Raw genomic sequence first — 24,425 nt, forward strand, 5'->3', positions numbered from 1 at the left:
ATTTAAAAAATGAGAATGTTTTATTTGCATGCTTCAATACAACATTATATTGTCATTGTAAATAAGAATTATACGGTATTGAATATGATAAAAGCAACTAAATAGGGTATAATTTAGATAATTTTAAGTAAAAAAATGATTTTTAACTTTTATTATTTTTAAGTAGTGGTAATATACTTTTGAGAGGATAAAATTTAATTGGTTATAAAAAATTGATGTGTCTTTATAACTAATATATTATGAGTTTATACAAGGGAGATGATTGACATGCCTGTTAAAAAGATAATAATCAACACTGAAAATGACGATTTTGAATTATTCAAAAGCAATCTTTGTCAGTCTATTAAAATGTTAGATCCTAAAGAAGCTGTTGAAGAAATTATAAATTCTCATAAGATAGAGAAATTCTTTAATGAAAAAAAATATTGTAAATCATTTTATTTAGTGGCAATGGTCAATTATCTTTCAAATAAATATGGATTAAATATGAATATCCATACTTATGATAAATATAAATTGAAAGATATTGTTTATCCTAGAGGGGTTGAAATGATGTCTAGATTATTAAAAAATAATGAAATAAAAGAAAAAGCATTAAAAAATGCTGAAAAAGAGTTTTTAAAATTTAATATTTGTGAAGGAGAAATAGAAAATGTCTATTGATACAGACACTATCAATAAAGATACTGCTCATCAATATTTAAAAGAATTTGCAAAAGAATTAAGGAAAGAAACAAAAAATGTCGATATTGATATAATTATTGTTGGTGGAGGTTCTATAGTATTAAATTATAATTTTAGATATTCTACAGCAGATTTTGATATTATAAAACCTAATAAACTTATAAATATCAAACGGTCTGCAAATAAAATAGCCGATAAATATAATTTAACTTCAAACTGGATAAATGATGACTTCATCTCGACGTCATCATATAGTAATAAGTTGATTAACTATGCCGATTATTATAGAACATATTCTAATCATATTCATTTTTATACAATCAAAGATGAATACCTCATAGCTATGAAACTGATGTCTAATAGAAACTACAAAAACGATTATTCCGACATAATTGGAATTATATTAGAAAACCCTTGTATAACAATAAAAAAGATACAAGATGCAATTTGTAATTTGTATAACTCGTTAGAGGTTGTTGACAAAGACTTAATGGCATATGTAGAATCTTTATTAAAATTACCAAGAAAAGAATTAGAAAAAGAATATGATACTATAATTCATATGGAAGAAAAAAATAGAAATGAAATTTTAGAAGAATTAGAAGTACCTGAAGATGAAGAAGATAACGGTCTGAAAATTTAGAAAAGAGCCAATATGTGGCTCTTTTTACTTCATGTAAAGAAAAAAATACTAATAATTTTAAAAAACTAAATAATGTGAAGTTTAGAAAAGTACAACAAAGTGAATATATACTTTTACAATTAGCGGACTATATTTGTACATTTGAATTATTAAATATAAAATTAAAAGAAAAAAGATGAACCAGAAAGAGCTTATCAATGAGGCTTAACATTTAATGATAATATTTGATAAAAATCAAAAAAGAGTCTTGAATTCAATGTAATTTAATGTTATCATACTATAGCACTTACTTTGTAGTGAAATACTATAAGGCGGAAGGAGATTGAAGAATATGAAACAAGGAATTCATCCAAATTATAAAAAAGTAAAAGTCGTTTGTACTTCTTGTGGAAACGAATTTGAAAGTGGATCAGTTTTAGATGAAGTACGTGTTGATACTTGTTCAAACTGTCATCCATTCTATACTGGTAAACAAAGATTTGCTAGTGCTGATGGACGTGTTGAAAGATTCAATAAGAAATACGGACTTAAATAATAAAATGAGTACTTGGTACTCATTTTTATTTTATGGAGGAAATTATGGAATATCATGTATTAGCAAGTGGTTCTAAAGGAAATAGTATCTTTATTTATGATAAAGATGAAGGTTTATTAATAGATTGTGGGATTAGTCGTAAACAATTACTTTATAAATTAGATAGTTTAGGTTTTAAAGAAAGGGATATACGTCATGTATTATTAACTCATGATCATTATGATCATAATAAAAATATTGGTATTTTTGATCAAAAGATAGTTTATAGTGGTAAGAATTGTATTCCTCATCTAGATGAAACACATGTATTAAAACCTTATCAAGATATAGATTTAGATCATTTTCGTATTACCCCATTACCTTTATCACACGATGCAACCTCACCTTTAGGATTTGTGATTAAAGGTTATCAAGAAACAATATTATATATGACAGATACAGGATATGTATCACAAAAGAATATGAAATACATAGATAATTTAGATTATTACATATTTGAAAGTAATCATGATGTAGAAATGCTTATGGCAACAAAAAGACCTTTATTTTTAAAAAATCGTATCTATGGCGATGAAGGGCATTTAAATAATGAATATAGTGCTAATATTATGGCTCAGGTGATAGGCAATAAAACAAAAGAAATATGCTTAGCACATCTAAGTCAAGAAGCCAATACGAAAGAAAAAGCATTAGAAACATATCATCAAGTATTTAATCAAAGAGGGATAAACTTTAAAAATATTAAAGTTACAAGTCAAGTTGACATTGTTTCAGGAGGACATCATGAAGATTAAACTTGTGACGGTTGGAAAACTAAAGGAAAAGTATTTAGTAGATGGAATTAAGGAATATGTAAAAAGATTAAATGCATATTGTAAGGTAGAAATGATAGAAGTACCCGATGAGCCAATCCCTGATAAAGCAAGTGAACATACAGAAGATATCATTAAAGATAAAGAAGCTAATAAAATCGTATCTAAAATAAAAGATGATGAATATGTTATTGTTTTAGATTTGCATGGAAAAGAAATAGATAGTGTGGCTTTTTCTAAACAAATAGAAGAATGTATGATTAGAGGTAAAAGTACGATTACTTTTGTTATAGGGGGATCTTTAGGCTTAGGTCAAGCTATCATTAAAAGAGCCAACTATCGTTTATGCTTTTCAAAAATGACATTCCCTCATCAATTAATGAAACTGGTATTAGTAGAACAAATATACCGGGCATTTAAGATTATGAAAAATGAAACGTACCATAAATAGTAGCAATTTTTATGCTACTATTTTTATATTTTATAAAAAATATGATAAAATGAGGCAAGGAGGTACATAATATGGAAGTCGCACTTATTTTAGGGTTATTTATTTCGACTGCTTTATCATTAAATTGTTTAGTTGGTCAAAAACATAAGTTATCAGGAATGTTTGATGTAATAAGTTTATGTCTTGTTGTTGCTGTAGCGTATCAATTTGATCAAGTAAAAAATATTATTTGGGTACTTGCCGTTGTAGCAGCTGTTATTATTGTCTTTTTTCTATTTAAAACGTATTTCAAAAAGAAAAAAGAAAAGAAACATATTGTTGAAGCTGAATATATAGAAGAAAAGAAAGAGGATTAAAATGGAAACTGTAGATATTATTATTGAAATGGAAAATGGAGATGTAATGAAAGGAGAACTTTATCCTGAAGTTGCGCCTATTACTGTAGAAAACTTTTTAAAATTAATTGATGAAGATTTCTTTGCTGGACTTATCTTCCATCGTATTATTCCTGGTTTTATGATCCAAGGTGGTGGATATGATGTTAACTTTAATGAAAAACATACTGATGCAATTAAAGGTGAATTTAGAAGTAATGGTGTTGATAATGATTTAAAACATACACCGGGTGTTTTATCAATGGCTAGAACAATGTTTAAAGATTCTGCATCTTCTCAATTCTTTATCATGCATGAAGCAGCACCACATTTAGATGGTGATTATGCAGCATTTGGTAAAATTACAGAAGGATTAGATGTTGTAGATAAAATTGCTCGTGCTCCTAGAGATATGAGAGATTGTCCAAATACTCCTATTGTGATTAAAACAATCAAAAGAGCATAATGAAATTATTTATATTACCTGATTGCCCTTATTGTAAGCAGGCAATAAAATGGATTAAGGAATTAAAAGAAGATGTAAAATATCAAAATATTGATATTCAATTAATTGATGAAAGTCAAGAGGTTGAACTAGCTGATTCATATGATTACTATTATGTACCAGCATTATTTGATGGAACCAGTAAATATATTGAAGGGGCTACTACCTATCAAGAATTAAAATCAGTTTTTGATAAACACTTAAAGAATCAAGGATAGATTCAATATCCTGATTCTTTTTTTCTTTGTTTTTTAGAAAAATGAGGTATAATAAAGAGTGCTTATGGGGGTGAAACAGTGGAAAGCTATGATGTCAAGAAATTGTATCGTAACCTGTATACAACATCTTCTAAAGTGATTGCCTTGGTTGATGTACCTGAATTAACATATATTATGCTTGATGGGGTGGGGAACCCATCTGTCGATGAATTTAAATTAAAATCCAAAGCATTACAAATGGTTTCAAGAGAATTAAGGAATTATTTTAAAGATGAAATATTATATACAGTTCCACCTTTAGAGGGAATATGGGATACCTATGATAACAGTCATTTTGATGTGACACGTAAAAAGATGATTAAATTTACATTAATGATGGTCCAAGTACCAACATTAACTGAACAAATATTAAATCAAATAAAATTAGATTTATCTTTAAGGACAGATAATCCTTATATATTAGATGTGTATTTAAAGAAAAGAAACGGAGAACGTGCAGTTCAGCTTTTACATAAAGGTGCTTATCATACAGAAATTAATTCTACTAAAAAGATTATGGAGTATATTACAGTAGAAAATTATAAGCTGGCAGGTATGCATCATGAAATTTATTTAAATAAACCAGAAAAGACGGCAGAAGAAGATTTGAAGACAATTATTCGTTATGCAATAGAAAGAGGCTAAAAATGAAATTAATGTTTATATCAGATATTCATGGTTCTTATACATGGGCAAAAAGAGCTATTGAAACTTATCAAGAGGAAAAAGCAGATAAATTAATTATTTTAGGAGATATTTTATATCATGGTCCACGTAATGATTTACCAGATGGGTATAATTGTAAGCGAGTAATTGCTTTATTAAATCCATTGAAAAAGGATATTATTGCAGTAAGAGGAAACTGTGATAGTGAAGTAGACCAAATGGTATTGGATTTTCCAATGAGAAGCGACTACGCTTTGTATGATGTAGATGGACATCATTTCTTTTTAACACATGGTCATTTATATAATGAAGATCAATTACCATTATTAAATGATAATGATATTCTTGTGTATGGACATTTTCATAAGCCAATAGCAAAGAAAAAAGATAATATCTATATTATTAATCCTTCTTCTATTTCTTTACCAAAAGAAGGAACAAATAGTTATGCTATTTATGAAAATCATCGTATTGTGATCAAAGACTTTAATCAAAATATAGTAAAAGAAATCACTTTAGAATAAAAGGATGGTTGGTTGAGATAATCAATCATCTTTTTTTGTTATAATCAAAAAATCCGTGCAAATTATATAAAAGTATGGTATTTTTAAGATAGAATGATAAAAGGAGGAGACTGTATGGTTAAGTATATTGATATAGCAGATGATATACGTCAAAAAATAGTAGAACAAAAGTATACTTATGGTCAAAAACTTCCTTATGAATATGTATTATGTGTAGCTTATCATTGTAATAAAGAAACAATGAAAAAAGCTTTAGAAATTTTAGTTAAAGAAGGCTTAATTGTTAGAAGACGTGGAGCAGGAACATTTGTTAAGGATTATGATCCATCAATAGACCCTGCCAAAGCAACAAATATGGCTGCACAAGGATTATCTAAAAGATACGAAGGAGTGGCCAAAGTCAGCAGTGATGTGATTGCTTTTGAGGTAATTCCTAGTGATGAAGTTATCTCAAAGAAACTACAAATAGAAGAAGGATCATTTGTTTATCATATTATCAGGCTTAGAAAAATAGATGATAAGCCGTATTCGTTAGAGATAACATATATGCCTATATCGGTGATACCAAATTTAAAGCTGACCCATTTACAGCATTCAATCTATCAGTATATAGAAAAAGATCTGAAGTTGAAAATACAAAGTTGTCATAAAATAGTAAGGGGACATTTATCTTCTCAACTTGAACAGGAATATTTAGGATTAAAAGAATATGAACCTTATTTTGAAATTGAACAAACAGCTTATTTAAGTAGTGGTGTTATTTTTGAATATTCTTTTTCAAGATTTCATTATAATAACTTTGAATTACAGACAGTTACAGTACAAAACTAAGAGTCAAATGACTCTTTTTTTGTAGCTAAAATAGACCTTGTATATACATTATGGTAGCCTTTTCTTGGTAGTGGTTACATTTTTTTAAAAAATATACCATTTTTTTAGCACTAAAAAATGGCTCTAGAATGCGCTTTTTGGGAAAATATATGCTTTTTAAAATTAAAAGTATGGTACTTTTAGATTTAAAAAGCATTGACTTTTGGATAAACATTTTTTATACTAATAAGTGTCAGAAAGATATATTTTAAAGGGAGGAAAAAATATGGACGCATTTGCTGATAAGCTTGGACGCGTTGGTGCATGGTGTGGTCAAAATAAATACCTTGGTGCCATCAAAAACGCATTCCAAAACTTCATGCCAGCAACTATCGCTGGTGCAATCGGTGTACTTTGGACTAACGTATTAGTTAACTCAGGTACAGGGTTAGGAGCTTTATGGAGCGGAATCATGGCTTTAGAGTTCTTAAATCCAATTTTCGCAGCAATCCAATTCGCTACAATTTCATGTATCTCAATTGGTATTGTTATGTTAGTAGGGCAAGAAATTGCTGAAGCTAACGGTGAAACAGGAGCATATCCTGCAGTATTATCATTTATTGCTTGGTTAGTTGTAACACCAACTACTACTTATGTATGGAAAGCAGGAAAAGAAATCGCTACTGGAGTTGTTTTACCAGCTGGTAAAGAAGCATTAACTACAGTTGGTGGAATTTCATCTTCATACACTGGAGCTACTGGACTTTTCACAGCATTAATTTTTGGTATCTTATCTATGGAAATCTATGGATGGTTAAGAAAACAAGATGCATTAAAAATTAAAATGCCTGAACAAGTTCCACCAGGAGTTTCTCGTGCATTCGAAGTATTAATTCCAACATTTATCATGTTAGCTATCGTAGGAGCTATTGGTCATTTCTTATATTTAGGAACTGGATTCTATGTAAATGACTTAATTTCACATTACATCCAAGAACCATTAACTCATATCATTGGTAACAGTTTAGTACCAGTATTATTAATGTATGTATTAATTTCATTATTCTGGTTAGTAGGTATTCATGGTAACAACATGTTAGCTGCAGTAAAAGAACCAATCTTCAGACCATTACTTTATGCAAACACTGCAATGTTCAAAGCTGGAGCTAAATCTGGATACAACACATTCAACTTAACAATGTTACAAATGTTTGGTGAATGGGGTGGATCTGGTGTTACTTTAGGTTTAGTATTCGCAATCTTTATGTTCGGTAAACGTGAAGATAACAAAGCTATCGCTACATTATCTATCGTTCCTGGATTATTCAACATCAACGAAACAGTTACATTTGGTATTCCTTTAGTATTAAACCCAATCTTAGGTATTCCATTTATCTTAGCACCAGTTGCCTGCGTTGCTTTAGGATGGGCTTTAATTTCTATGGGATTCTGTCCACCAGTTTGTATCGAAGTACCTTGGACAATGCCACCTCTATTCTTAGGATTCTTAGCTACAGGTGGATCAATCATGGGAGCTGTTTCACAATTAATCGCAATTGTGTTAGCAACAGTTATCTATGTTCCATTCGTTATTGCTTACGAAAAATATCAAAACAAACAAGCTGCAGAAGCTTAAGATATATAGAGCAAATTTAAAAAATATGAATAAGGACAAGCAATTGTCCTTATTTTTTCTAATCATACATTATAAATGATGATTAGAAAAAGTAAGGAATAAATTGGCAATTATAATGATTATTGTTATAATGAACAAGAAAGTGAGGCTATTATGAAACAAGAATTTAAATTTAGAAAGAACACAGCAACATTGATCTTTTTAACTGGTTATACACTATATGTACTTATTAAATTGATTTTCCAAGATTTTAAAGATTTACCTTTAGTCGTTGCTTTTGGAGTATTACTTTTCATCATCTTTATAGGATGTCGTCCAAACGCTTATGAAATTGAAAATCGTCGTATGACAATTAAATATCCTTTATGGAAAAATAAAGAAGTTGATTTAATGCGTTGTGATACAATTTGTGATCCAGTATCAAGAATGGCAGACTTAGTTACTCGTCCACATGCAATTGAAATTTATACAGAAAATAATAAACGTTACTGTTGTTTTCCAAAAGATCGTCAAGGATTTGTAGGAGCCGTTGTTAACGCTAATAAACGTATTAACTGTCAAGTACATGAATACAATGAAACACATCGTAAATTTGAAAAGAAAAGAAGAAGAGAAAATAAAAGAGAAAAAGCACAACTTGAAGAAGGAACTCATTAGTTTCTTCTTTTTTATTAAGTTAATAATAATGAATTATTAAAATGATAATAAATTATAAATATATATTGACATCTTGATATTTCATTTGTATAATAACGGCATATAAACATAATAAATGTATATATAAATCAACAAGGGGGAACTTAAAAATGGAACTAAACAATTTAGTTAATGATTACGGATGTTTAGCTTTTACTGATGATGTCATGAAAGAACGTATTCCTAAATCAACATACAAAGCTTTTCATGAATCTTTAGATAACGGCGAAGAATTATCGAAAGAATGTGCTACAGTCATTGCTAACGCAATGAAAATTTGGGCTGTAGAAAATGGGGCAACTCACTTCACACACTGGTTTATGCCAATGACAGGTTTAACTGCTGAAAAACATGATGCTTTCTTAGAACCAGATGGAACTAAAGCAGTATTAGAATTTAGTGGTAAGACATTAAGAAAAGGGGAACCTGATGCTTCATCATTTCCATCAGGTGGTCTACGTGCTACATTTGAAGCAAGAGGATATACTGCTTGGGATTGTACATCTCCTGCTTTTGTTAAAGATGGTACTTTATATATTCCTACATTATTCTGTTCTTATACAGGGGAAGCATTAGATAAGAAAACACCTTTACTTCGTTCATGTGATGCTTTAAGTCAAGCAGCAGTTCGTTTACTTCCTAAATTAGGATTAGAAGGGGTTACTCGTGTAACTGCATCAGTTGGGGCTGAACAAGAATATTTCTTAGTTGATGATAAATATTATCAAGAACGTATGGATTTAAAATTAACAGGTAGAACTTTATTTGGAGCAATGGCACCAAAAGGACAAGAATTAGAAGATCATTATTTTGGTTCATTAAAACGTAAAGTTGCTGCATTTATGAAAGATTTAGATACTGAGTTATGGAAATATGGTATTCCATCTAAAACTAAACATAATGAAGTAGCACCTGCACAACATGAAGTTGCTTGTGTTTATTCTAAAGTGAATATTACAACTGATAATAACCATTTATTAATGCAATTAGCACAAGATATTGCTAAAAAACATGGTTTACGTTGTTTATTACATGAAAAACCATTTGCTGGAGTAAATGGTTCTGGTAAACATGATAACTGGTCAGTTATTACAAATACTGGAGTTAACTTATTCAATCCTGGTCCTAAACCAGAAGAAAATAAACCATTCTTAGCTGCACTTGCTTGTACAATTAAAGCAGTTGATGAATATGCAGAACTATTACGTATGTCAGTTGCTTCTGCAGGTAATGATCATCGTTTAGGAGCTAATGAAGCACCACCTGCAATTATCTCAATGTTCTTAGGTGAAGAATTAGATGCTTTAGTTGAAGAAATTTGTTCAGGTAAAAAAGTAGCCCATGGAGATAGTGGCCGTTTTGATACAGGTGTATCAGTTGTACCAACATTCTCTAAAGATAATACTGATCGTAACAGAACTTCACCATTTGCTTTTACAGGAAACAAATTTGAATTCCGTGCAGTTGGTTCTGCTCAATCTGTTGCTGGTCCTAATACAATTTTAAATGCTATCTTAGCACAAGAAATGAATGAAATGTCAGATGCTATTGAATCTGGAAAAACTGCTGATGAAGTGATTAAAGAATTTATTAGTGAACATAAACGTATTATCTTCAATGGTGATGGATATTCAGCAGAATGGGAAGAAGAAGCAGCAAGACGTGGATTACCTAATAATAAAAACACTGTTGATGCATTAAAATGCTTAAAAGAAGAAAAATATATGGAAATGTTAGATCGTATCGGTGTTTATTCAAAAGTTGAATTAGCATCAAGATATGAAATCTTATTAGATAATTATATTAAAACAATCCAAGTTGAAGCATTGACTGCTTTAAAAATGGCAAAAACTCAATTATACCCAGCTGCTTGTGATTATTTAGCTAAACTTTCTGGTAGTGTATTAGCTGCTAAAGATGCAGGTATTGAATGTGAATTCATGGTAGAAGATGCTAATAACTTATCTGGATTATTAAAAACTGCTAAAGAAAAAATGAATACTTTAGAAGCAAATATTACAAAGGCTCAAAATAGTGAAGCAGAAATCTTTGAAGTGGCTTCTATGTGGAGAGATGAAGTATTTGGAACTATGCAATCATTAAGAGAAACAATGGATGCTGTTGAAGAAGTTGTTGATGATTCATATTGGCCAATCCCTACTTATGTTGATTTATTATTTGGAATTTAATAGATGAAATGATTCTACTTCGGTAGAATCATTTTTTTTCTAATTATGTTTAGTTTGTTATATAATAAGAAAAAAGAGGAGGGAGAAATATGTCTTGTACAACTTTGTTAGTAGGTAAAAATGCATCTTATGATGGATCAACAATGATTGCTAGAAATGATGATTCTGGGGCTGATGGTTTTACTCCAAAGAAATTTGTAGTGATTTCTAAAGAAGAAAAAATATATAAATCAGTTCTATCTCATTTAGAAATAGAATTACCAGATAATCCTATGTCTTTTACTGCCATGCCAAACGCGGTAGAGGGAAAAGGAATCTGGGCTGCAAGTGGTATTAATGAGGAAAATGTTGCGATGACAGCAACAGAAACCATTACATCTAATCCACGCGTGTTAGGCGCAGATCCTTTAGTAGAATATGATGAAATGAATCATATGCCTGGTGGAATTGGCGAGGAAGATATTGTTTATATTGTTTTACCTTACATTCATAGTGCTCGTGAGGGTGTGATAAGATTAGGAAGTTTATTAGAAAAATATGGAACTTATGAAATGAATGGTATTGCATTTCAAGATCAAAATGAAATATGGTGGTTAGAAACAATTGGTGGTCATCATTGGATTGCTAAAAGAGTACCTGATGATGAATATGTTGTTATGCCAAATCAATTTGGTATTGATTCTTTTGATTTACATGATGCTTTGACGACCCAAATCAATCATATGTGTTCCCAAGATATGAAAGAATTTATCAATCAATATCATTTAAATCTTGCATTTGATGATAAATTTAATGCTCGTGATACTTTTGGAAGTCATGATGATTCCGATCATGTTTATAACACACCAAGAGCCTATGATATTGAAAGATACTTTAATCCGCGTTCTTTCCAACATCTTCCAAGTGATGACGATATTCCATGGTCTCAAGTGCCAGAAAAGAAAATAACAGTAGAGGATGTTAAATATGCATTATCTTTACATTATCAAGGTACTGAATATGACCCTTATGGTCATTCTATAAAAAAAGGAATTTACCGTCCTATCGGTATTAATCGAAACGATTTTTTATCAGTAATCCAATTAAGAAATGATGTGCCTCAAGCTTATCAAGCTATTGAATGGGTAGCCTATGCATCAAATGTTTTTAATGCATTAGTTCCATTTTATGGAAGAATAGAAGAAACACCAGAATATTTAAATAACACAACAGCAACAGTTTCGACTGATAATTTTTATTGGTCAAGTCGTTTAATTGCAGCGATGGCAGATGCCTGTTATAAAAAATCAGCTATTCATATAGAGCGTTATCAAAAAAGTGTCATGGCTAAAGGGCATTATATTATTAATAAATATGATAATTTATTAAAAGAAGCAAACGATGAAAAATGCTTACTTCTTAAACATCAAGCTAACCAAGAAATTGCTGAAATGTTGAAAAAGGAAACAGATAAAACCTTAGCGTTAGTCTTAAATGAATTAAGTCTTTCAATGAAAAATAAATTTGAACGTTCAGACGCCTAATAGAGGAACTTAATAAGTTCCTCTATTTAAATTTTCATAATTAGAAAAATATACAAAGTAAAAATATTTTAGTATAAGATTAGCCATAATGATATTATTTTGGAAGGGTTTTATATGAAAATTAAGAGATTAATCATGTTAGTTGTATTTGTAATCATTGGTAGCATTGGGAGTGCATTAACTTTAAAGGCTGCAATTGGTGTTGGTGCGTGGGATGCTCTTGCACAAACAGGAAATGAAATTACGGGTATTCAAGTTGGAACGATTGGTATGTTTTTTAACTTTAGCTGTATTATTGTTCAAATTTTAGTATTAAAAAAGGATTTTAAAAAAATCCAATTATTACAAATTATAGTATGTCTTATATTAGGAAATATTGTTAATTTTGTATTATATGATTTGCTGGGTTCAATTCATATTCATGAATACTGGATGAATGTGGCTATTTTAATTTCAGGATATATTATTTGTGCTTTTGGTGTTGGGGCTGTCATGGTTTTAGATATTGTTACTTTTGCATTAGAAGGGGCATGCATGGCAGTAAGTAAAAAGACGAATAAACCATTTCATGTATTAAGACAAAGTGTTGATATTGTCAGTATTATGATTGCTTTAGTGGTAGGACTTGTATGCAATGTACCATTAGCCATAAGAGAAGGAACAATTATAGGAATGTTTTTGTTTGGTCCTTTAATGGGTATTTTTATGAAATGGCAAAAGCCACTTTTTAAAAAATTTGATCTTATTGATTATGATTAGAAAGCTTATGCTTTCTTTTTTTATAACAATAAATAACCAATGCCATAATAAAAGCACCAGTACAGTCAATGAGTACATCTCTTAATTGACCGGCTCTACCAGGGATAAATAATTGATGAAATTCATCACTGCATGCATATAGAAAAGTGATAAAAAAGCTGATTTTTAATGTGTATCTATTTTTAATTGTTTGATAAATTAAAAACAAGAGAATAGCATATTCTGACATATGAGCACATTTTCTAATGATAAAAGAAAGTGTATTAGCTTTTATAGGAATGAAGTTAATTATAATATCAACAAAGAAAGAACTTTGATGAGATGATTCTTGTCCAGGTGTTTGTGACATAAAAAAGATGAATATCATCCATAAAATTGTAAATATTAAGTATCTATATTTTTTCATGCTTGTATTATAACAAAGGATGAAAATATTTACAAAAAATAAAATCATATTTACAATTGTATACAACGTAGTATAATAAAGTCGTATATCGGATGATAATGGCGAAAGAGATCCTTAGATGGACACCGAAGAATGAAAGATTTCAGGTAACAGGATCGCTATTGGACGAACCACTGGAGAGATTCGTTTGAACACCGAAGGAGCAAGCCTAGAAGGGTGAAACTCTCAGGTAAAAGGACAGTGGCTTAATAGTTTTTTCATTATTAATTCCGACTAATTTATTAGGAGGAGTTTTTTTTATGCAAATGATTACCAATATCTTAAAACAAATTAATAGTTATATATGGGGGATGCCATTAATTTGTTTATTGTTAGGAACAGGAATTTATTTTACTTTTCATCTAAAATTAATTCAGTTAACAAAATTAAAATTAGCTTTTCGCTGTATTTTTAAAAAGACTGAGCAAGAATCAGGAGATGTCAGCAGTTTTCAAGCATTATGTACAGCACTTTCATCAACGATTGGAACAGGAAATATTGTTGGTGTTGCTACAGCGATAGTAGCAGGGGGACCTGGTGCGTTATTTTGGATGTGGGTTTCTGCTTTTTTTGGAATGGCAACAAAATATGCAGAGGGATTACTTGCTATTCGCTACCGTGTTAAAGATGAAAATAATCAAATGGCAGGGGGACCTATGTATTATTTAGAAAGAGGATTACATAGTCCATTTTTAGCCAAATTATTTGCTTTTTTTGGTGTAGCTGTAGCTTTACTTGGGATAGGAACATTTACTCAAGTTAAATCTATTTCCGATGCACTTACAATGTCATTTCATATACCTCGCTATATTACAGCGATTATTTTAACTATTGCAGTAGCTTTTATCACTATTGGTGGAATCAAGAGAATTGCATCAGTAGCTGAAAAAGTCATTCCCCTTATGTGTGTGCTATATGTTGGAGGAGTTGTACTTATTTTAATCACTCATATTACAATGATTCCTCAAACCCTAGCCATGATTATTAAAGCAGCTTTTACACCTCAAGCCGTTGTTGGTGGTGGAACTGGAGTTACAATGGCACTAGCAATGCAAAAAGGAATTAGTCGTGGGATTTTTTCAAACGAAAGCGGTCTAGGAAGTGCACCGATTGCAGCTGCTGCAGCAAAGACAGATTCATGTGTAGAACAGGGATTGGTATCAATGACAGGAACATTTATTGATACTATTGTTATTTGTACAATGACAGGTCTCGCTATTTTACTTACACAATCACATACAACAGGATTAAATGGTGCAACCATGACATCACATGCTTTTTCAGTAGGTTTATTTATTCCTTTAATAGGTAAATATATTGTCAATATTGGTTTAGTATTCTTTGCTTTTACAACAATTATTGGATGGAATTATTATGGTGAAAGATGCATTTATTACTTAAAGGGTATCAAAGCAATTAAATATTATAAACTTATTTATATTATCTTTATCGCAATTGGACCATTTATGTCATTAGACTTTATCTTTATCCTTGCAGATATTGTTAATGGATGTATGGCTATTCCAAATTTAATTGGATTAATTGGATTAAGAAAAGAAATCATCATGGAAACTGAAAATTATTTTGGTTACGAAGAACAAGAAGAATTAGTAATTGATTAAAATATGCGTATTCTTTTAAAGAATACGCATATTTTTATCTTGGAGGGATCTTCGTGAATTGTATAAATCATTATTTAAATGAATATCAAAATATTATTAATAAGATGTATTGTAAGATGATGAGTGTCTGTTTAAGTGATAGTATTTCATATAATTTTATTGTCCAATTTTTACCTTATCGTTATGCAGGAATAAAAATAAGTGCCAATTTGTTAAATTACTCATTAAATGAGGATGTCCAAGATATCGCTTTTTCAATTATTAAAGAACAAACATCAGGAATTAACAATATGCTGGAGGTAAAAGATCAAGCAAAGGATTTAAAAAATACTTATCAAGATTTACAGAAACATCAAGAAAAGATGAATCAAATAATTGAAGCTATGCTTGAAAAAATGACGATGATTTGTAAGGACAACATTAATCAATTATATCTTGAACAAATGCTGATTTATTATCAAGCAGGTATTGATATGGCTAAAGAAACAATTCAATATCATGTCATTGAAGCATTACAACCGATATTAGAAGGTATTATTTATCATCAACAACAAACAATTGATCAAATCAATAAAATTAAAGAGAATAGTTGATTATAATGAATGACAAAGAGGATAATCTATTTAAGGTTATCCTTTTTATATGTTTGTAAAACATAATCAATAACATGGCTTAATGCAAAATTAGTATGATTGTTTAAATAGAAAAAACATAGTGGTGAAGAAACAAAAGTATCTTCATAATTGAAGTTTTTTGCATATTGATTATATTCAATAAAATCATGAAGAATCGCATAGCCTTCTTTTAGACATAATTTGAGTAACGTTTGTTCTAATTCTTGGTGATTTTCATCATCTTGAACATCATATATTAAAGGAAGTGTACTGAGGTTACATTCACGATGGTAATACTTTCTTAGATAACTATTTTTTAGAACACATTTAGAAAATGATTGAGTTTCATTATGCTCGTACATAATAATAGCGTCTAATTGATGATCTTTAAAAAGATCAAGTAGAACTTGGCGAGGATAGGCTTGGTATTGGAATTGTATGAGAGGAAATTGATTTTTTAATTTCTCTAATAAATCAAGTAAAACTTGGTGCTCACAGGCTTTGATGAATCCAAGTTTAATTATCCCGCTTTTTCCTCTTTTATATTCTTTAATTGCTTCATAACTTAAATTCACATCATGTAATATTTGTTTGGCATAAGGAAGGAAAGTTTTACCTTCTTGAGAGAGAACAACTTCTTTTTTTGTTCTTAAAAATAAAGTTAAGTCAAGATCATGTTCTAGGTTTTGTATTTGTTTTGTTATCGCAGTTTGACTGATATAAAAGTTTTTGGCTGTTTTTGTAAAATTTAATGTAGACGCTAGATCGACGAAATATTCTAGTTGCTTGATGTTCATGTTATCACCTCATAAGATATAGTTATTATAATATGAAATATTAATATTGGAAAGTTATTAATATTAACTATACAATGCATAATGAAAAGAGGGATAAGATGAAAAAATATGGATATTACATACTTGGAATGAATGTGTTAGCTTTAGGAATTACATTGAATACATTATCTGGTTTAGGTGTAGGTGCTTTTAGCACCTTACCCTATGCTATAAGTCGGATTACTTTTTTAACTTTTGGTCAGGCTAATATTGTTTTTTATTTAATTTTTGTTTTATTACAAATCATAATTGAAAAACAAATAAAAACAACCTTTCTATTAGAAATACCGTTTTCATTTATATTTGGTTTTTTAGTTGATTTCTACCAATACTTGATACCTATTTTTCAAACAAATATCATTATGCAAATTATTTTATTATTACTGGGAAATACTTGTTGTGCATTAGGTGTATTTTTGATGATATTAAGTCACCTTGTCATGACACCGGTAGATGGTTTAGTATTAAGTATTTCACAAACTTTTCATCAAAAATATTCATTATGTAAAAATTTATTTGATATTTCTATGATAACAATAACAATCGTTGTTTGTTTATTATGTGGTAAACCTATATATGGAATAGGTATAGGTACTGTTTTTTCTGCATTTTATATTGGTAGAGTGATAGGAGTATGTGAAAAATATACATATAAAAAAAGCGAGTATTAACTCGCTTTTTAATCACTTAAATCTTCACCGTTAGTAGCGATGACTTTTTTATACCAATAGAAAGAATCTTTACGATAACGATCTAAAGTTTTTAAATCAAATTCATCACGGTCTACATAAATGAAACCATAACGTTTTACCATTCCTTCATGTGTAGAAATTAAGTCAATTGCTGACCATGGGCAATATCCCATCATTTTAGCACCATCACTAATAGCTAAACGGATTTGTTCAATATGTTTTCTTAAGTATTCAATTCTGTATTGATCATGAACTTTACCATCTTCAGTTAAAGTATCATATGCACCTAAACCATTTTCAGTAACGATCATTGGTAAACGATATCTTGAATACATTTCACGAATAGTTGCTCTAAATCCCATAGGATCAATTTCCCAACCAAATTCAGTAGTAGGTAAGTTAGGATTACGATATCCACGATATACGCCAGCTTCACCACGAGCAGTTTGTTGATCAGCACCTGGATCCATTGTTTCAGTTCCATCACTTGCTTCACATGTAGCAGTGTTATAATAGTTGAATCCGATAAAGTCAGGATGTCCATTCTTTAATGCTTCTTCATCACCTTCAGCAAATTCAGGACAAGCATCATGTTCTTCTAAATAAGCCCATACTAAATTATTATAAACACCATAAACAGCCATATCTAAATATAACCAGTTTCTAATAGCGTTATAGTTTTGAGCAGCTAAAACGTCTTCAGGTTTACATGTAGCAGCATAAACTAATGAGATATTTGGTGCAGGACCAATTTTAGCGTTAGGTAACATTTCATGACATAAAGCCATAGCTTTAGCTTGAGCAACTAACATATGATGATTTTGTTGATATGTTTCTTTTAATACATTTGTGCATCCTTCAGGAATAGTTAATGTTCCAATAACAGGACCAACTAAAGTTAACATATTTTGTTCATTAATTGTAAGCCAGTATTTAACACGATCACCAAAGTTTTCAAACATTACTCTAGCAAAGTTTACAAACCAGTCTACAGATTCTCTATTAGACCATGATCCACGTTGATCTAATGCAGCAGGCATATCAAAATGGAACATTGTTACTAATGGTTCAATACCATATTTTAAACATTCATTAATGACATTATTATAATATTCAATTCCTTTAGGGTTGATAGCACCTGTACCTTCAGGAATAATTCTTGACCAAGAAATAGAGAAACGATATGTTTTAAATCCCATTTCAGCCATTAAAGCAATATCTTCTTTATAACGATGATATTGATCAGCACATACTTTTAAATCTGATGTTCCTTCAGGAACAACTTTAACATCTTGACATGAAGGTCCTTTACCATCTTCTAAACTAGCACCTTCTACTTGATAAGCACTTGTACTTGCTCCCCAAAGAAAATCTTTAGGAAAAGGTTTTAATTTTTTATGTAACATTTATATTTCCTCCTTGATTTACACGCCTATTATACATAAATTAATTAAAAAACATGATTATTTTTAAAATATGAAAAAATGGCAGTCTTACATTTGTAATGACTCCCATTTTTCATATAAGTTTTCTAATTCATTTTCATTTTCTTCTATTTGACTTTGTAAATCATTATATCTTTGATAATCGTCCATGACTTCATCACTTCTTAATTCTGTTTGCATTTCCTTGATTTTTTCTTCTAAAGCACTAATTTGACGTTCAACCTTTTTAATTTCATTTTTAGTTTTACGATCAATGGTTTGTTGTACTTTTGTTTGTTTGACTTCTTCTTTTATTATAGCTGGCTGCTTAGATAAAAGGTAATCCTCATAGCGACCATTATAACTAATTGTACCTTCTTTTGTTATTTCAACAATACGAGATGCAACTTTATTAATAAAATAACGATCATGACTGATAAATAAAATGGTTCCTGTAAATTGTAACAAAGCATCTTCTAAGACTTCCTTAGAAGCAATATCTAAATGGTTAGTTGGTTCATCTAAAATAAGTAAATTCGCTTGTTTTAAAAGAATCTTAGTAAGAACAACACGCCCTTTTTCACCACCAGAAAGCATGGCGATATCTTTAAAAACATCTTCACCTCTAAAATTAAAGAGAGCTAAAGTGCTACGAATTTCTTGATTTGTCATTCTTGGATAAGTATCAGAAATTTCATCAAAAATAGTCTTATTCATATTTAAAGAAGTATGTTCTTGATCATAATAAGCTAAATCTACATGACTACCAAATTTAATCTTACCATGACTAATAGGAAGGAGTCCCATGATGGCTTTGAACAAAGTTGTTTTGCCAATTCCGTTTTCTCCCACGATAGCAACGCGTTCATTCTTTTTAATATCTAAGTTACAATGTTCAAAAACAAGGTCTTGATAGCGAACAGCTAAATCTTCTACCTTTAAAACATCATAACCAGATTCTTTAAGAGGAGTAAAGTTGATAGTTATTGTAGAAGGCAAACTTTCAGGACGATCGATGCGTTCTATTTTTGCAAGTTGTTTTTCTTTAGATTCAGCACGTTTAATACTCTTTTCACGATTAAATGATTTTAAAGTATCAATGCTCTCTTGCATTTTTTTAATTTCTTTTTGTTGGTTTAAGTAATGTTTTAAATCAATCGCTCTTTGGGTTTTCTTTCTTAGTGCATATTCTTCATAACGACATTGATAGCTTGATGCTTTACCATTTTCTATTTCGATAATTTTATTAGAAACAGTATCAATGAAGTAACGATCATGGCTGACAAGAATTAAAGCATTTTTATAACCTTTTAAATAGTTTTCTAAAAAGGTGATAGCCTCACTATCTAAATGGTTAGTTGGTTCATCTAGAATAAGTAACTTAGGTTCTTCTAGTAATAAACAAGCCAAAGCTAATCTTGTTTTTTGTCCTCCGGAAAGTTGACCAACCAATAAATCAAATTCATCTTCTTGAAAACCTAACCCTTTTAAAATACCGATTATTTTACTTGGATAACTAAAGCCATCTTTTTCTTGAAATTGATGACTTAATTGATCGTATTCATTTAATATAGGTTCACTATGATCTTCTTTCATAATGAGTTCTAATTCACGCATACGATTTTCTATTTTAATTAAAGGTTTAAAAACAGCTAAAGCAATCTGGTAAATCGATAAAGTAGGATCCATTGTTTGTTGTTGTTTTAAATAGCCGATTGTTAAATCACGGCTTTTAAATAAATCACCACTATCATATTCTTCTTCACCTAATATGATTTTTAGAATCGTTGTTTTACCAGCGCCATTTACACCTATAATTGAAATTTTATCATGATTATCAACTTTAAAAGTAATATCCTTTAATAAAGGAATACCTTGAAATGATTTTGTAATTTTTGAAAGTTCGATTAACATATTATCACCGCTCATATTTTATCAAATATAGATTATAAGAACAATGAAAAATAAGGTTGTAATGGAAATTGCTTTAATGTATAATTGTATACAATTAAGGGGGATGACAAAAAATGAACTTAGCATATAAAATATTGCAGTCAAAATTAAAAACAGGGGAACTCATACCAGGAACACAAATTGGTATTCAAATTGATCAAACATTAACACAAGATTCAACAGGGACAATGGCTTACTTACAGTTAGAAGCAATGGGAATCGGTCATGTTGCAGTAGAAAAAGCTGTGGCTTATATCGATCATAATATGTTACAAACAGGATTTGAAAATATGGATGATCATGAATTTATTCGTAGTGTAGCTAAAAAACATGGTATTGTATTTTCAAAACCAGGGAATGGTGTATGCCATCAATTACAATTAGAAAACTTTGCTAAACCGGGGAAAACTTTAGTTGGTTCAGATTCACATACACCAACATGTGGTGCCATGGGAATGATTGCAATTGGTGCAGGAGGATTAGATGTTGCAGTAGCAATGGCTACAGGGACATACTATTTACAATGTCCAAGTGTTGTTAAAGTGAACTTAGTAGGAACAAAATCAAAATGGGTAAGTGCTAAAGATATTATTCTTTATATCTTACAACAAATGACAGTTAAAGGTGGAGTTAATAAAATTATTGAATATACGGGTGAAGGTGTTCAATCTTTATCTTTAACAGATCGTGCTACAATTTGTAATATGGGGGCAGAATTAGGAGCAACAACTTCTATTTTCCCAACTGATGAAAAAACAAAAGAATATTTAATTCAACAAGGACGTGAAGCAGACTTTGTAGAAATGAAAGCTGATGAAGATGCAACATATGACGAAGAAATCACAGTCGATTTATCAAAACTTGTACCTATGACAGCCAAACCTCATAGTCCAGATGCAGTTGTACCAGTAAGTGAATTAAATGGTATGAAAGTTAATCAAGTTGTCATTGGTTCATGTACAAACTCATCATTTGCAGATATGATGAAAGCTGCTCGTATTTTAAAAGGAAGACGTGTGGCTACGCATGTATCATTAGTTATTGCACCAGGGTCATCAAGTATTTTATCAATGTTATCACAAAATGGAGCATTAGCCGATATGGTTGCTGCTGGAGCAAGAATTCTTGAATGTGGTTGTGGACCATGTATTGGAATGGGTCAAGCACCACTTTCAAAAGGGATTTCTTTAAGAACAATTAACCGTAACTTTAAAGGTCGTTCTGGAACAAATGATGCCAGTGTCTATTTAGTATCACCAGAAGTAGCGGCATTAAGTGCAATTAAAGGATATTTATCTGATGAATTTGAAGATGATATGTATTTAGCAGATGTACCACAAACACCATTTGTTAAAAATAAAAACTTCTTTATTGAAGATTATGATGAAAATAATGAAATTTATATGGGACCTAATATTAAACCAGTTCCTAGAGGAGATAAATTACAAGATGTCATTGAAGGTAAAGTATGTTTAAAAGTAGGTGATAATATTTCTACTGATCATATCGTACCATCAGATTCTAAATTATTACCTTATCGTAGTAATGTTCCTCATTTAGCTAAGTTCAGTTTCTGTAAAGTAGATGATCAATTCTATAATCGTTGTAAAGCAAATAATGGTGGATTTATTGTTGGGGGAGATAACTATGGACAAGGTTCATCTCGTGAACATGCTGCTTTAGTTCCAAATTATTTAAAAATTAAAGCTATTTTTGCAGTTTCATTTGCGAGAATTCATCGTTCTAATTTAATTAATAATGGTATTTTACCATTAGTGATTGACGCTAAAGACTTAGATTTCTTCAATGATCAAGATACTTATCGTTTAGATGATCTTAAAAATTGTGTAGAAAATGATTTAGATGTAAAAGTAACGAATGAAACAACAAATGATACTATTGTTGCTAAGTTAAAATTAACACCAAGAGAAAAAACAATGATTTTATATGGTGGTTTATTAAATGCAATTAAAGAACTAGGAGGTGACTTTTAATGAAAGCAGTCTTAATACCAGGTGATGGAATTGGTAAAGAAATATCAAAGAGTGTCGTTGATGTTACGAAAGCTATGAATTTAGATATCGAATGGGTAGAATATCAAGCAGGAGCAGAATATGCGGCTAAAACAAAAGAAGTCTTTGAACCAGGTTTAGTCGATGCGATTAAAGAATACAAATGGGCATTAAAAGGTCCAACAGCAACACCTATTGGAACAGGATTTAGAAGTGTAAATGTAGCATTAAGACAACAATTTGCTACTTATGCCAATGTCAGACCTATTCGTTCATTTAAAGGAATTAAATCAAAATATGAAAATATTGATTTAGTTATGATTCGTGAAAATACTGAAGACTTATATAAAGGGATTGAATATATGGTCGGTGATGATGTGGCTCATGGTATCAAATTAATTACTAAAGGTGCAAGTGAAAAGATTTGTCGTTATGCTTTTGAATACGCTAAAAATAATGGTAGAAAAAAAGTAACAGCGATTCATAAAGCTAATATTATGAAATATACTGACGGGTTATTTTTAGAATGCTTTAGAAATGTAGGAAAAGATTATCCAGATATTGAAAAACAAGAAGTTATCATAGATAATATGTGCATGCAATTGGTTTTACGTCCAGAAACATTTGATGTACTTGTTGCACCTAATCTTTATGGTGACATTGTCTCTGATTTATGCGCAGGATTGGTCGGTGGATTAGGTTTTGCACCTAGTGGAAATATTGGGGATGAATATCGTATTTATGAAGCTGTTCATGGTAGTGCACCAGATATTGCAGGAAAGGGAATTGCAAATCCAAGCGCATTATTATTAGCGTTTGCGCTTATGTTAGAAGCGTTAGGAAAAACAAATGAAGCTCATCGTTTAAGAGAAGCTTTATCGAAAGTTGTAGAAGAGGGAAAAGTAGTCACACCAGATATTGGTGGAAGTGCATCTACACAAGAATTTACAGAAGCAATTATTGGGAAATTATAAGATGAAAAGAGATTTATTAGAAAATGCCGGGCATGGTTCTTTAGGACATAAAATATTTTGTATTTTGAGAGATAAAATACTAAACGAAGACTATGAAGCGGGTCAAAAATTAAATGAGGTAGCTTTGTCAAAAGAGTTAAATATATCAAGGACACCCATTAGAGAAGCATTAAAACAATTAGAATTAGAAGGATTAGTTAAAAGTATTCCTAATAAAGGTGTTTATGTACTAGGATTTTCACCTCGTGATATTGATGACATGTTAGAAATTAGACTTGTTTTAGAAGGTCTTTCAATTCAATTAGCGATTGATCGTATTAGTGAAGCAGAATTAGAAAAAATTAAAGAAATCTATGATTTACTAGAATTCTACGCTAAAAAGAATGATCAAGAAAAATTTACTGAAATCAATATTGAATTCCATGAAGCTATTTATCGTGGAACACATTCTCAGTATTTTGAACAATTATTGTCTGACATCAATTATTATATTCATGTCACATCACGTCATTCTATTAGACAACCAGATCGTTTGTTGCCTGCTGCTCAGGAACATAAAGAAATCTTAGAAGCTATTGAAAAGCGAGATAAAGAGTTGGCTAAAGAAAAAATTCAAAAACATATTAGAAAAACACAATTATTAGTAAAAAATTACTATGCTCAAAAAGAAAAAATTCAAGCAGAAAAAGTATAATACATCCCTTATGGGATGTATTTGTTTATAAGGAGACCTACTAAAAATCAATAGAAAAAACATAATTTTCTTATTGATAATTTCAGGCACACAAA

General features: G+C 30.2%; 26 protein-coding genes and 2 riboswitches. Of the genes, 22 read left to right on the forward strand and 4 right to left on the reverse strand.

Going from position 1 to position 24,425, the window contains the following annotated elements:
* The first annotated feature begins 267 nt into the window (after window positions 1-267).
* The 16 genes from DW911_RS08640 (at window position 268) to DW911_RS08715 (ending at window position 13,064) form a co-directional block, all read left to right on the forward strand.
* Window positions 268-663, forward strand: a complete 396-nt coding sequence (locus DW911_RS08640; RefSeq protein WP_118433379.1) for a hypothetical protein — start codon at window positions 268-270, stop codon at window positions 661-663.
* Window positions 653-1,327 (forward strand): DUF6036 family nucleotidyltransferase, encoded by a 675-nt coding sequence (locus DW911_RS08645; RefSeq protein ID WP_118433381.1) that lies wholly within the window; start codon window positions 653-655, stop codon window positions 1,325-1,327. Before DW911_RS08640 ends, DW911_RS08645 begins: the two co-directional genes overlap by 11 nt.
* Before the next feature lie 331 nt (window positions 1,328-1,658).
* A complete protein-coding gene (gene rpmE, locus DW911_RS08650; protein ID WP_118433383.1) occupies window positions 1,659-1,862 on the forward strand; it encodes a 50S ribosomal protein L31 in 204 nt (67 codons plus the stop codon).
* A gap of 44 nt (window positions 1,863-1,906) precedes the next feature.
* A complete protein-coding gene (locus DW911_RS08655; RefSeq protein ID WP_118433385.1) occupies window positions 1,907-2,656 on the forward strand; it encodes an MBL fold metallo-hydrolase in 750 nt (249 codons plus the stop codon).
* Window positions 2,646-3,125, forward strand: coding sequence for a 23S rRNA (pseudouridine(1915)-N(3))-methyltransferase RlmH (gene rlmH / locus DW911_RS08660; protein WP_118433387.1), 480 nt, complete (start codon window positions 2,646-2,648; stop codon window positions 3,123-3,125). The genes DW911_RS08655 and rlmH overlap by 11 nt, the downstream gene beginning before the upstream one ends.
* Window positions 3,126-3,196: 71 nt before the next feature.
* A complete protein-coding gene (locus DW911_RS08665; protein WP_118433389.1) occupies window positions 3,197-3,481 on the forward strand; it encodes a hypothetical protein in 285 nt (94 codons plus the stop codon).
* A gap of 1 nt (window position 3,482) precedes the next feature.
* Window positions 3,483-3,965: a peptidylprolyl isomerase gene (locus DW911_RS08670; RefSeq protein WP_118433391.1), complete on the forward strand. Its 483-nt coding sequence runs from the start codon at window positions 3,483-3,485 to the stop codon at window positions 3,963-3,965.
* Window positions 3,965-4,222 (forward strand): glutaredoxin domain-containing protein, encoded by a 258-nt coding sequence (locus DW911_RS08675; protein WP_118433393.1) that lies wholly within the window; start codon window positions 3,965-3,967, stop codon window positions 4,220-4,222. The genes DW911_RS08670 and DW911_RS08675 overlap by 1 nt, the downstream gene beginning before the upstream one ends.
* Window positions 4,223-4,300: 78 nt before the next feature.
* Window positions 4,301-4,906 carry a GyrI-like domain-containing protein gene (locus DW911_RS08680; RefSeq protein WP_118433395.1) on the forward strand — a complete coding sequence of 202 codons (606 nt, stop codon included), beginning with the start codon at window positions 4,301-4,303 and terminating at the stop codon, window positions 4,904-4,906.
* A gap of 2 nt (window positions 4,907-4,908) precedes the next feature.
* The gene (gene yfcE / locus DW911_RS08685; RefSeq protein WP_118433397.1) at window positions 4,909-5,451 is read left to right on the forward strand and encodes a phosphodiesterase; all 543 of its coding nucleotides are present in this window, start codon (window positions 4,909-4,911) and stop codon (window positions 5,449-5,451) included.
* A 114-nt stretch (window positions 5,452-5,565) separates the two neighbouring features.
* Entirely contained in the window at window positions 5,566-6,282 is a 717-nt protein-coding gene (locus DW911_RS08690) for a GntR family transcriptional regulator (RefSeq protein ID WP_118433399.1), read from the forward strand.
* Between the two features lie 265 nt (window positions 6,283-6,547).
* Window positions 6,548-7,897, forward strand: a complete 1,350-nt coding sequence (locus tag DW911_RS08695; protein WP_118433401.1) for a PTS sugar transporter subunit IIC — start codon at window positions 6,548-6,550, stop codon at window positions 7,895-7,897.
* 153 nt (window positions 7,898-8,050) lie between these two features.
* A complete protein-coding gene (locus tag DW911_RS08700) occupies window positions 8,051-8,554 on the forward strand; it encodes a hypothetical protein (protein ID WP_118433403.1) in 504 nt (167 codons plus the stop codon).
* A 149-nt stretch (window positions 8,555-8,703) separates the two neighbouring features.
* On the forward strand, window positions 8,704-10,782 hold the full coding sequence (locus DW911_RS08705; protein WP_118433405.1) for a glutamine synthetase III family protein: 2,079 nt from the start codon (window positions 8,704-8,706) through the stop codon (window positions 10,780-10,782).
* 89 nt (window positions 10,783-10,871) lie between these two features.
* Window positions 10,872-12,305 carry a C69 family dipeptidase gene (locus tag DW911_RS08710; RefSeq protein ID WP_118433407.1) on the forward strand — a complete coding sequence of 478 codons (1,434 nt, stop codon included), beginning with the start codon at window positions 10,872-10,874 and terminating at the stop codon, window positions 12,303-12,305.
* A gap of 114 nt (window positions 12,306-12,419) precedes the next feature.
* Complete coding sequence (locus DW911_RS08715) at window positions 12,420-13,064, forward strand: YczE/YyaS/YitT family protein (protein ID WP_118433409.1); 645 nt, start codon at window positions 12,420-12,422, stop codon at window positions 13,062-13,064.
* On the opposite strand, the gene DW911_RS08720 is transcribed toward DW911_RS08715, so the two are convergent.
* Window positions 13,048-13,518 (reverse strand): VanZ family protein, encoded by a 471-nt coding sequence (locus DW911_RS08720; protein WP_335673710.1) that lies wholly within the window; start codon window positions 13,516-13,518, stop codon window positions 13,048-13,050. The genes DW911_RS08715 and DW911_RS08720 overlap by 17 nt on opposite strands.
* A 44-nt stretch (window positions 13,519-13,562) precedes the next feature.
* Window positions 13,563-13,638: riboswitch (glycine riboswitch) on the forward strand.
* Window positions 13,639-13,721: riboswitch (glycine riboswitch) on the forward strand.
* Between the two features lie 48 nt (window positions 13,722-13,769).
* Here DW911_RS08720 and DW911_RS08725 point away from each other — a divergent pair.
* Together DW911_RS08725 and DW911_RS08730 are read left to right on the forward strand one after the other, a co-directional pair.
* Window positions 13,770-15,131: an alanine/glycine:cation symporter family protein gene (locus DW911_RS08725; protein WP_118433413.1), complete on the forward strand. Its 1,362-nt coding sequence runs from the start codon at window positions 13,770-13,772 to the stop codon at window positions 15,129-15,131.
* Window positions 15,132-15,184: 53 nt separating this feature from the next.
* On the forward strand, window positions 15,185-15,724 hold the full coding sequence (locus DW911_RS08730; RefSeq protein ID WP_118607712.1) for a DUF305 domain-containing protein: 540 nt from the start codon (window positions 15,185-15,187) through the stop codon (window positions 15,722-15,724).
* Window positions 15,725-15,750: 26 nt separating this feature from the next.
* Here the strand turns inward: DW911_RS08730 and DW911_RS08735 are convergent, their stop codons facing one another.
* Window positions 15,751-16,542 carry a LysR family transcriptional regulator gene (locus DW911_RS08735; protein WP_118607713.1) on the reverse strand — a complete coding sequence of 264 codons (792 nt, stop codon included), beginning with the start codon at window positions 16,540-16,542 and terminating at the stop codon, window positions 15,751-15,753.
* Between the two features lie 98 nt (window positions 16,543-16,640).
* Between DW911_RS08735 and DW911_RS08740 the strand changes: the two genes are divergently transcribed.
* Entirely contained in the window at window positions 16,641-17,252 is a 612-nt protein-coding gene (locus DW911_RS08740; RefSeq protein ID WP_118433419.1) for a YczE/YyaS/YitT family protein, read from the forward strand.
* Window positions 17,253-17,260: 8 nt separating this feature from the next.
* On the opposite strand, the gene DW911_RS08745 is transcribed toward DW911_RS08740, so the two are convergent.
* Both DW911_RS08745 and abc-f read right to left on the reverse strand, forming a co-directional pair.
* Complete coding sequence (locus tag DW911_RS08745) at window positions 17,261-18,679, reverse strand: glycoside hydrolase family 1 protein (protein WP_118433421.1); 1,419 nt, start codon at window positions 18,677-18,679, stop codon at window positions 17,261-17,263.
* An 87-nt stretch (window positions 18,680-18,766) separates the two neighbouring features.
* Window positions 18,767-20,611, reverse strand: coding sequence for a ribosomal protection-like ABC-F family protein (abc-f, locus tag DW911_RS08750; protein ID WP_118433423.1), 1,845 nt, complete (start codon window positions 20,609-20,611; stop codon window positions 18,767-18,769).
* A gap of 113 nt (window positions 20,612-20,724) precedes the next feature.
* Here abc-f and DW911_RS08755 point away from each other — a divergent pair, with 113 nt between their 5' ends.
* Genes DW911_RS08755 through DW911_RS08765 form a run of 3 tightly spaced genes read left to right on the forward strand, consistent with a single transcriptional unit; the run spans window position 20,725 to window position 24,330 of the window.
* Window positions 20,725-22,644: an aconitate hydratase gene (locus DW911_RS08755; protein WP_118433425.1), complete on the forward strand. Its 1,920-nt coding sequence runs from the start codon at window positions 20,725-20,727 to the stop codon at window positions 22,642-22,644.
* Window positions 22,644-23,636 carry an isocitrate/isopropylmalate dehydrogenase family protein gene (locus tag DW911_RS08760; protein WP_118433427.1) on the forward strand — a complete coding sequence of 331 codons (993 nt, stop codon included), beginning with the start codon at window positions 22,644-22,646 and terminating at the stop codon, window positions 23,634-23,636. Before DW911_RS08755 ends, DW911_RS08760 begins: the two co-directional genes overlap by 1 nt.
* A gap of 1 nt (window position 23,637) precedes the next feature.
* Window positions 23,638-24,330, forward strand: a complete 693-nt coding sequence (locus tag DW911_RS08765) for a GntR family transcriptional regulator (RefSeq protein WP_118433429.1) — start codon at window positions 23,638-23,640, stop codon at window positions 24,328-24,330.
* The last annotated feature ends 95 nt before the right edge of the window (window positions 24,331-24,425 follow it).

Source organism: Erysipelatoclostridium sp. AM42-17, from assembly GCF_003480255.1.
Classification (GTDB): Bacteria; Bacillota_I; Bacilli_A; order Erysipelotrichales; family Coprobacillaceae; genus Faecalibacillus.

Coding starts and splice junctions, on each gene's coding strand:
- DW911_RS08710 (WP_118433407.1), top strand. CDS start 10,872: ATGTCTTGTACAACTTTGTTAGTAGGTAAAAATGCATCTTATGATGGA.
- DW911_RS08665 (WP_118433389.1), top strand. CDS start 3,197: ATGGAAGTCGCACTTATTTTAGGGTTATTTATTTCGACTGCTTTATCA.
- DW911_RS08765 (WP_118433429.1), top strand. CDS start 23,638: ATGAAAAGAGATTTATTAGAAAATGCCGGGCATGGTTCTTTAGGACAT.
- DW911_RS08640 (WP_118433379.1), top strand. CDS start 268: ATGCCTGTTAAAAAGATAATAATCAACACTGAAAATGACGATTTTGAA.
- DW911_RS08745 (WP_118433421.1), bottom strand. CDS start 18,679: ATGTTACATAAAAAATTAAAACCTTTTCCTAAAGATTTTCTTTGGGGA.
- DW911_RS08675 (WP_118433393.1), top strand. CDS start 3,965: ATGAAATTATTTATATTACCTGATTGCCCTTATTGTAAGCAGGCAATA.
- rlmH (WP_118433387.1), top strand. CDS start 2,646: ATGAAGATTAAACTTGTGACGGTTGGAAAACTAAAGGAAAAGTATTTA.
- DW911_RS08735 (WP_118607713.1), bottom strand. CDS start 16,542: ATGAACATCAAGCAACTAGAATATTTCGTCGATCTAGCGTCTACATTA.
- DW911_RS08720 (WP_335673710.1), bottom strand. CDS start 13,518: ATGATTTTATTTTTTGTAAATATTTTCATCCTTTGTTATAATACAAGC.
- abc-f (WP_118433423.1), bottom strand. CDS start 20,611: ATGTTAATCGAACTTTCAAAAATTACAAAATCATTTCAAGGTATTCCT.
- DW911_RS08725 (WP_118433413.1), top strand. CDS start 13,770: ATGCAAATGATTACCAATATCTTAAAACAAATTAATAGTTATATATGG.
- rpmE (WP_118433383.1), top strand. CDS start 1,659: ATGAAACAAGGAATTCATCCAAATTATAAAAAAGTAAAAGTCGTTTGT.
- DW911_RS08655 (WP_118433385.1), top strand. CDS start 1,907: ATGGAATATCATGTATTAGCAAGTGGTTCTAAAGGAAATAGTATCTTT.
- DW911_RS08705 (WP_118433405.1), top strand. CDS start 8,704: ATGGAACTAAACAATTTAGTTAATGATTACGGATGTTTAGCTTTTACT.
- DW911_RS08715 (WP_118433409.1), top strand. CDS start 12,420: ATGAAAATTAAGAGATTAATCATGTTAGTTGTATTTGTAATCATTGGT.
- DW911_RS08760 (WP_118433427.1), top strand. CDS start 22,644: ATGAAAGCAGTCTTAATACCAGGTGATGGAATTGGTAAAGAAATATCA.
- DW911_RS08755 (WP_118433425.1), top strand. CDS start 20,725: ATGAACTTAGCATATAAAATATTGCAGTCAAAATTAAAAACAGGGGAA.
- DW911_RS08670 (WP_118433391.1), top strand. CDS start 3,483: ATGGAAACTGTAGATATTATTATTGAAATGGAAAATGGAGATGTAATG.
- DW911_RS08700 (WP_118433403.1), top strand. CDS start 8,051: ATGAAACAAGAATTTAAATTTAGAAAGAACACAGCAACATTGATCTTT.
- DW911_RS08740 (WP_118433419.1), top strand. CDS start 16,641: ATGAAAAAATATGGATATTACATACTTGGAATGAATGTGTTAGCTTTA.
- DW911_RS08695 (WP_118433401.1), top strand. CDS start 6,548: ATGGACGCATTTGCTGATAAGCTTGGACGCGTTGGTGCATGGTGTGGT.
- DW911_RS08645 (WP_118433381.1), top strand. CDS start 653: ATGTCTATTGATACAGACACTATCAATAAAGATACTGCTCATCAATAT.
- DW911_RS08690 (WP_118433399.1), top strand. CDS start 5,566: ATGGTTAAGTATATTGATATAGCAGATGATATACGTCAAAAAATAGTA.
- yfcE (WP_118433397.1), top strand. CDS start 4,909: ATGAAATTAATGTTTATATCAGATATTCATGGTTCTTATACATGGGCA.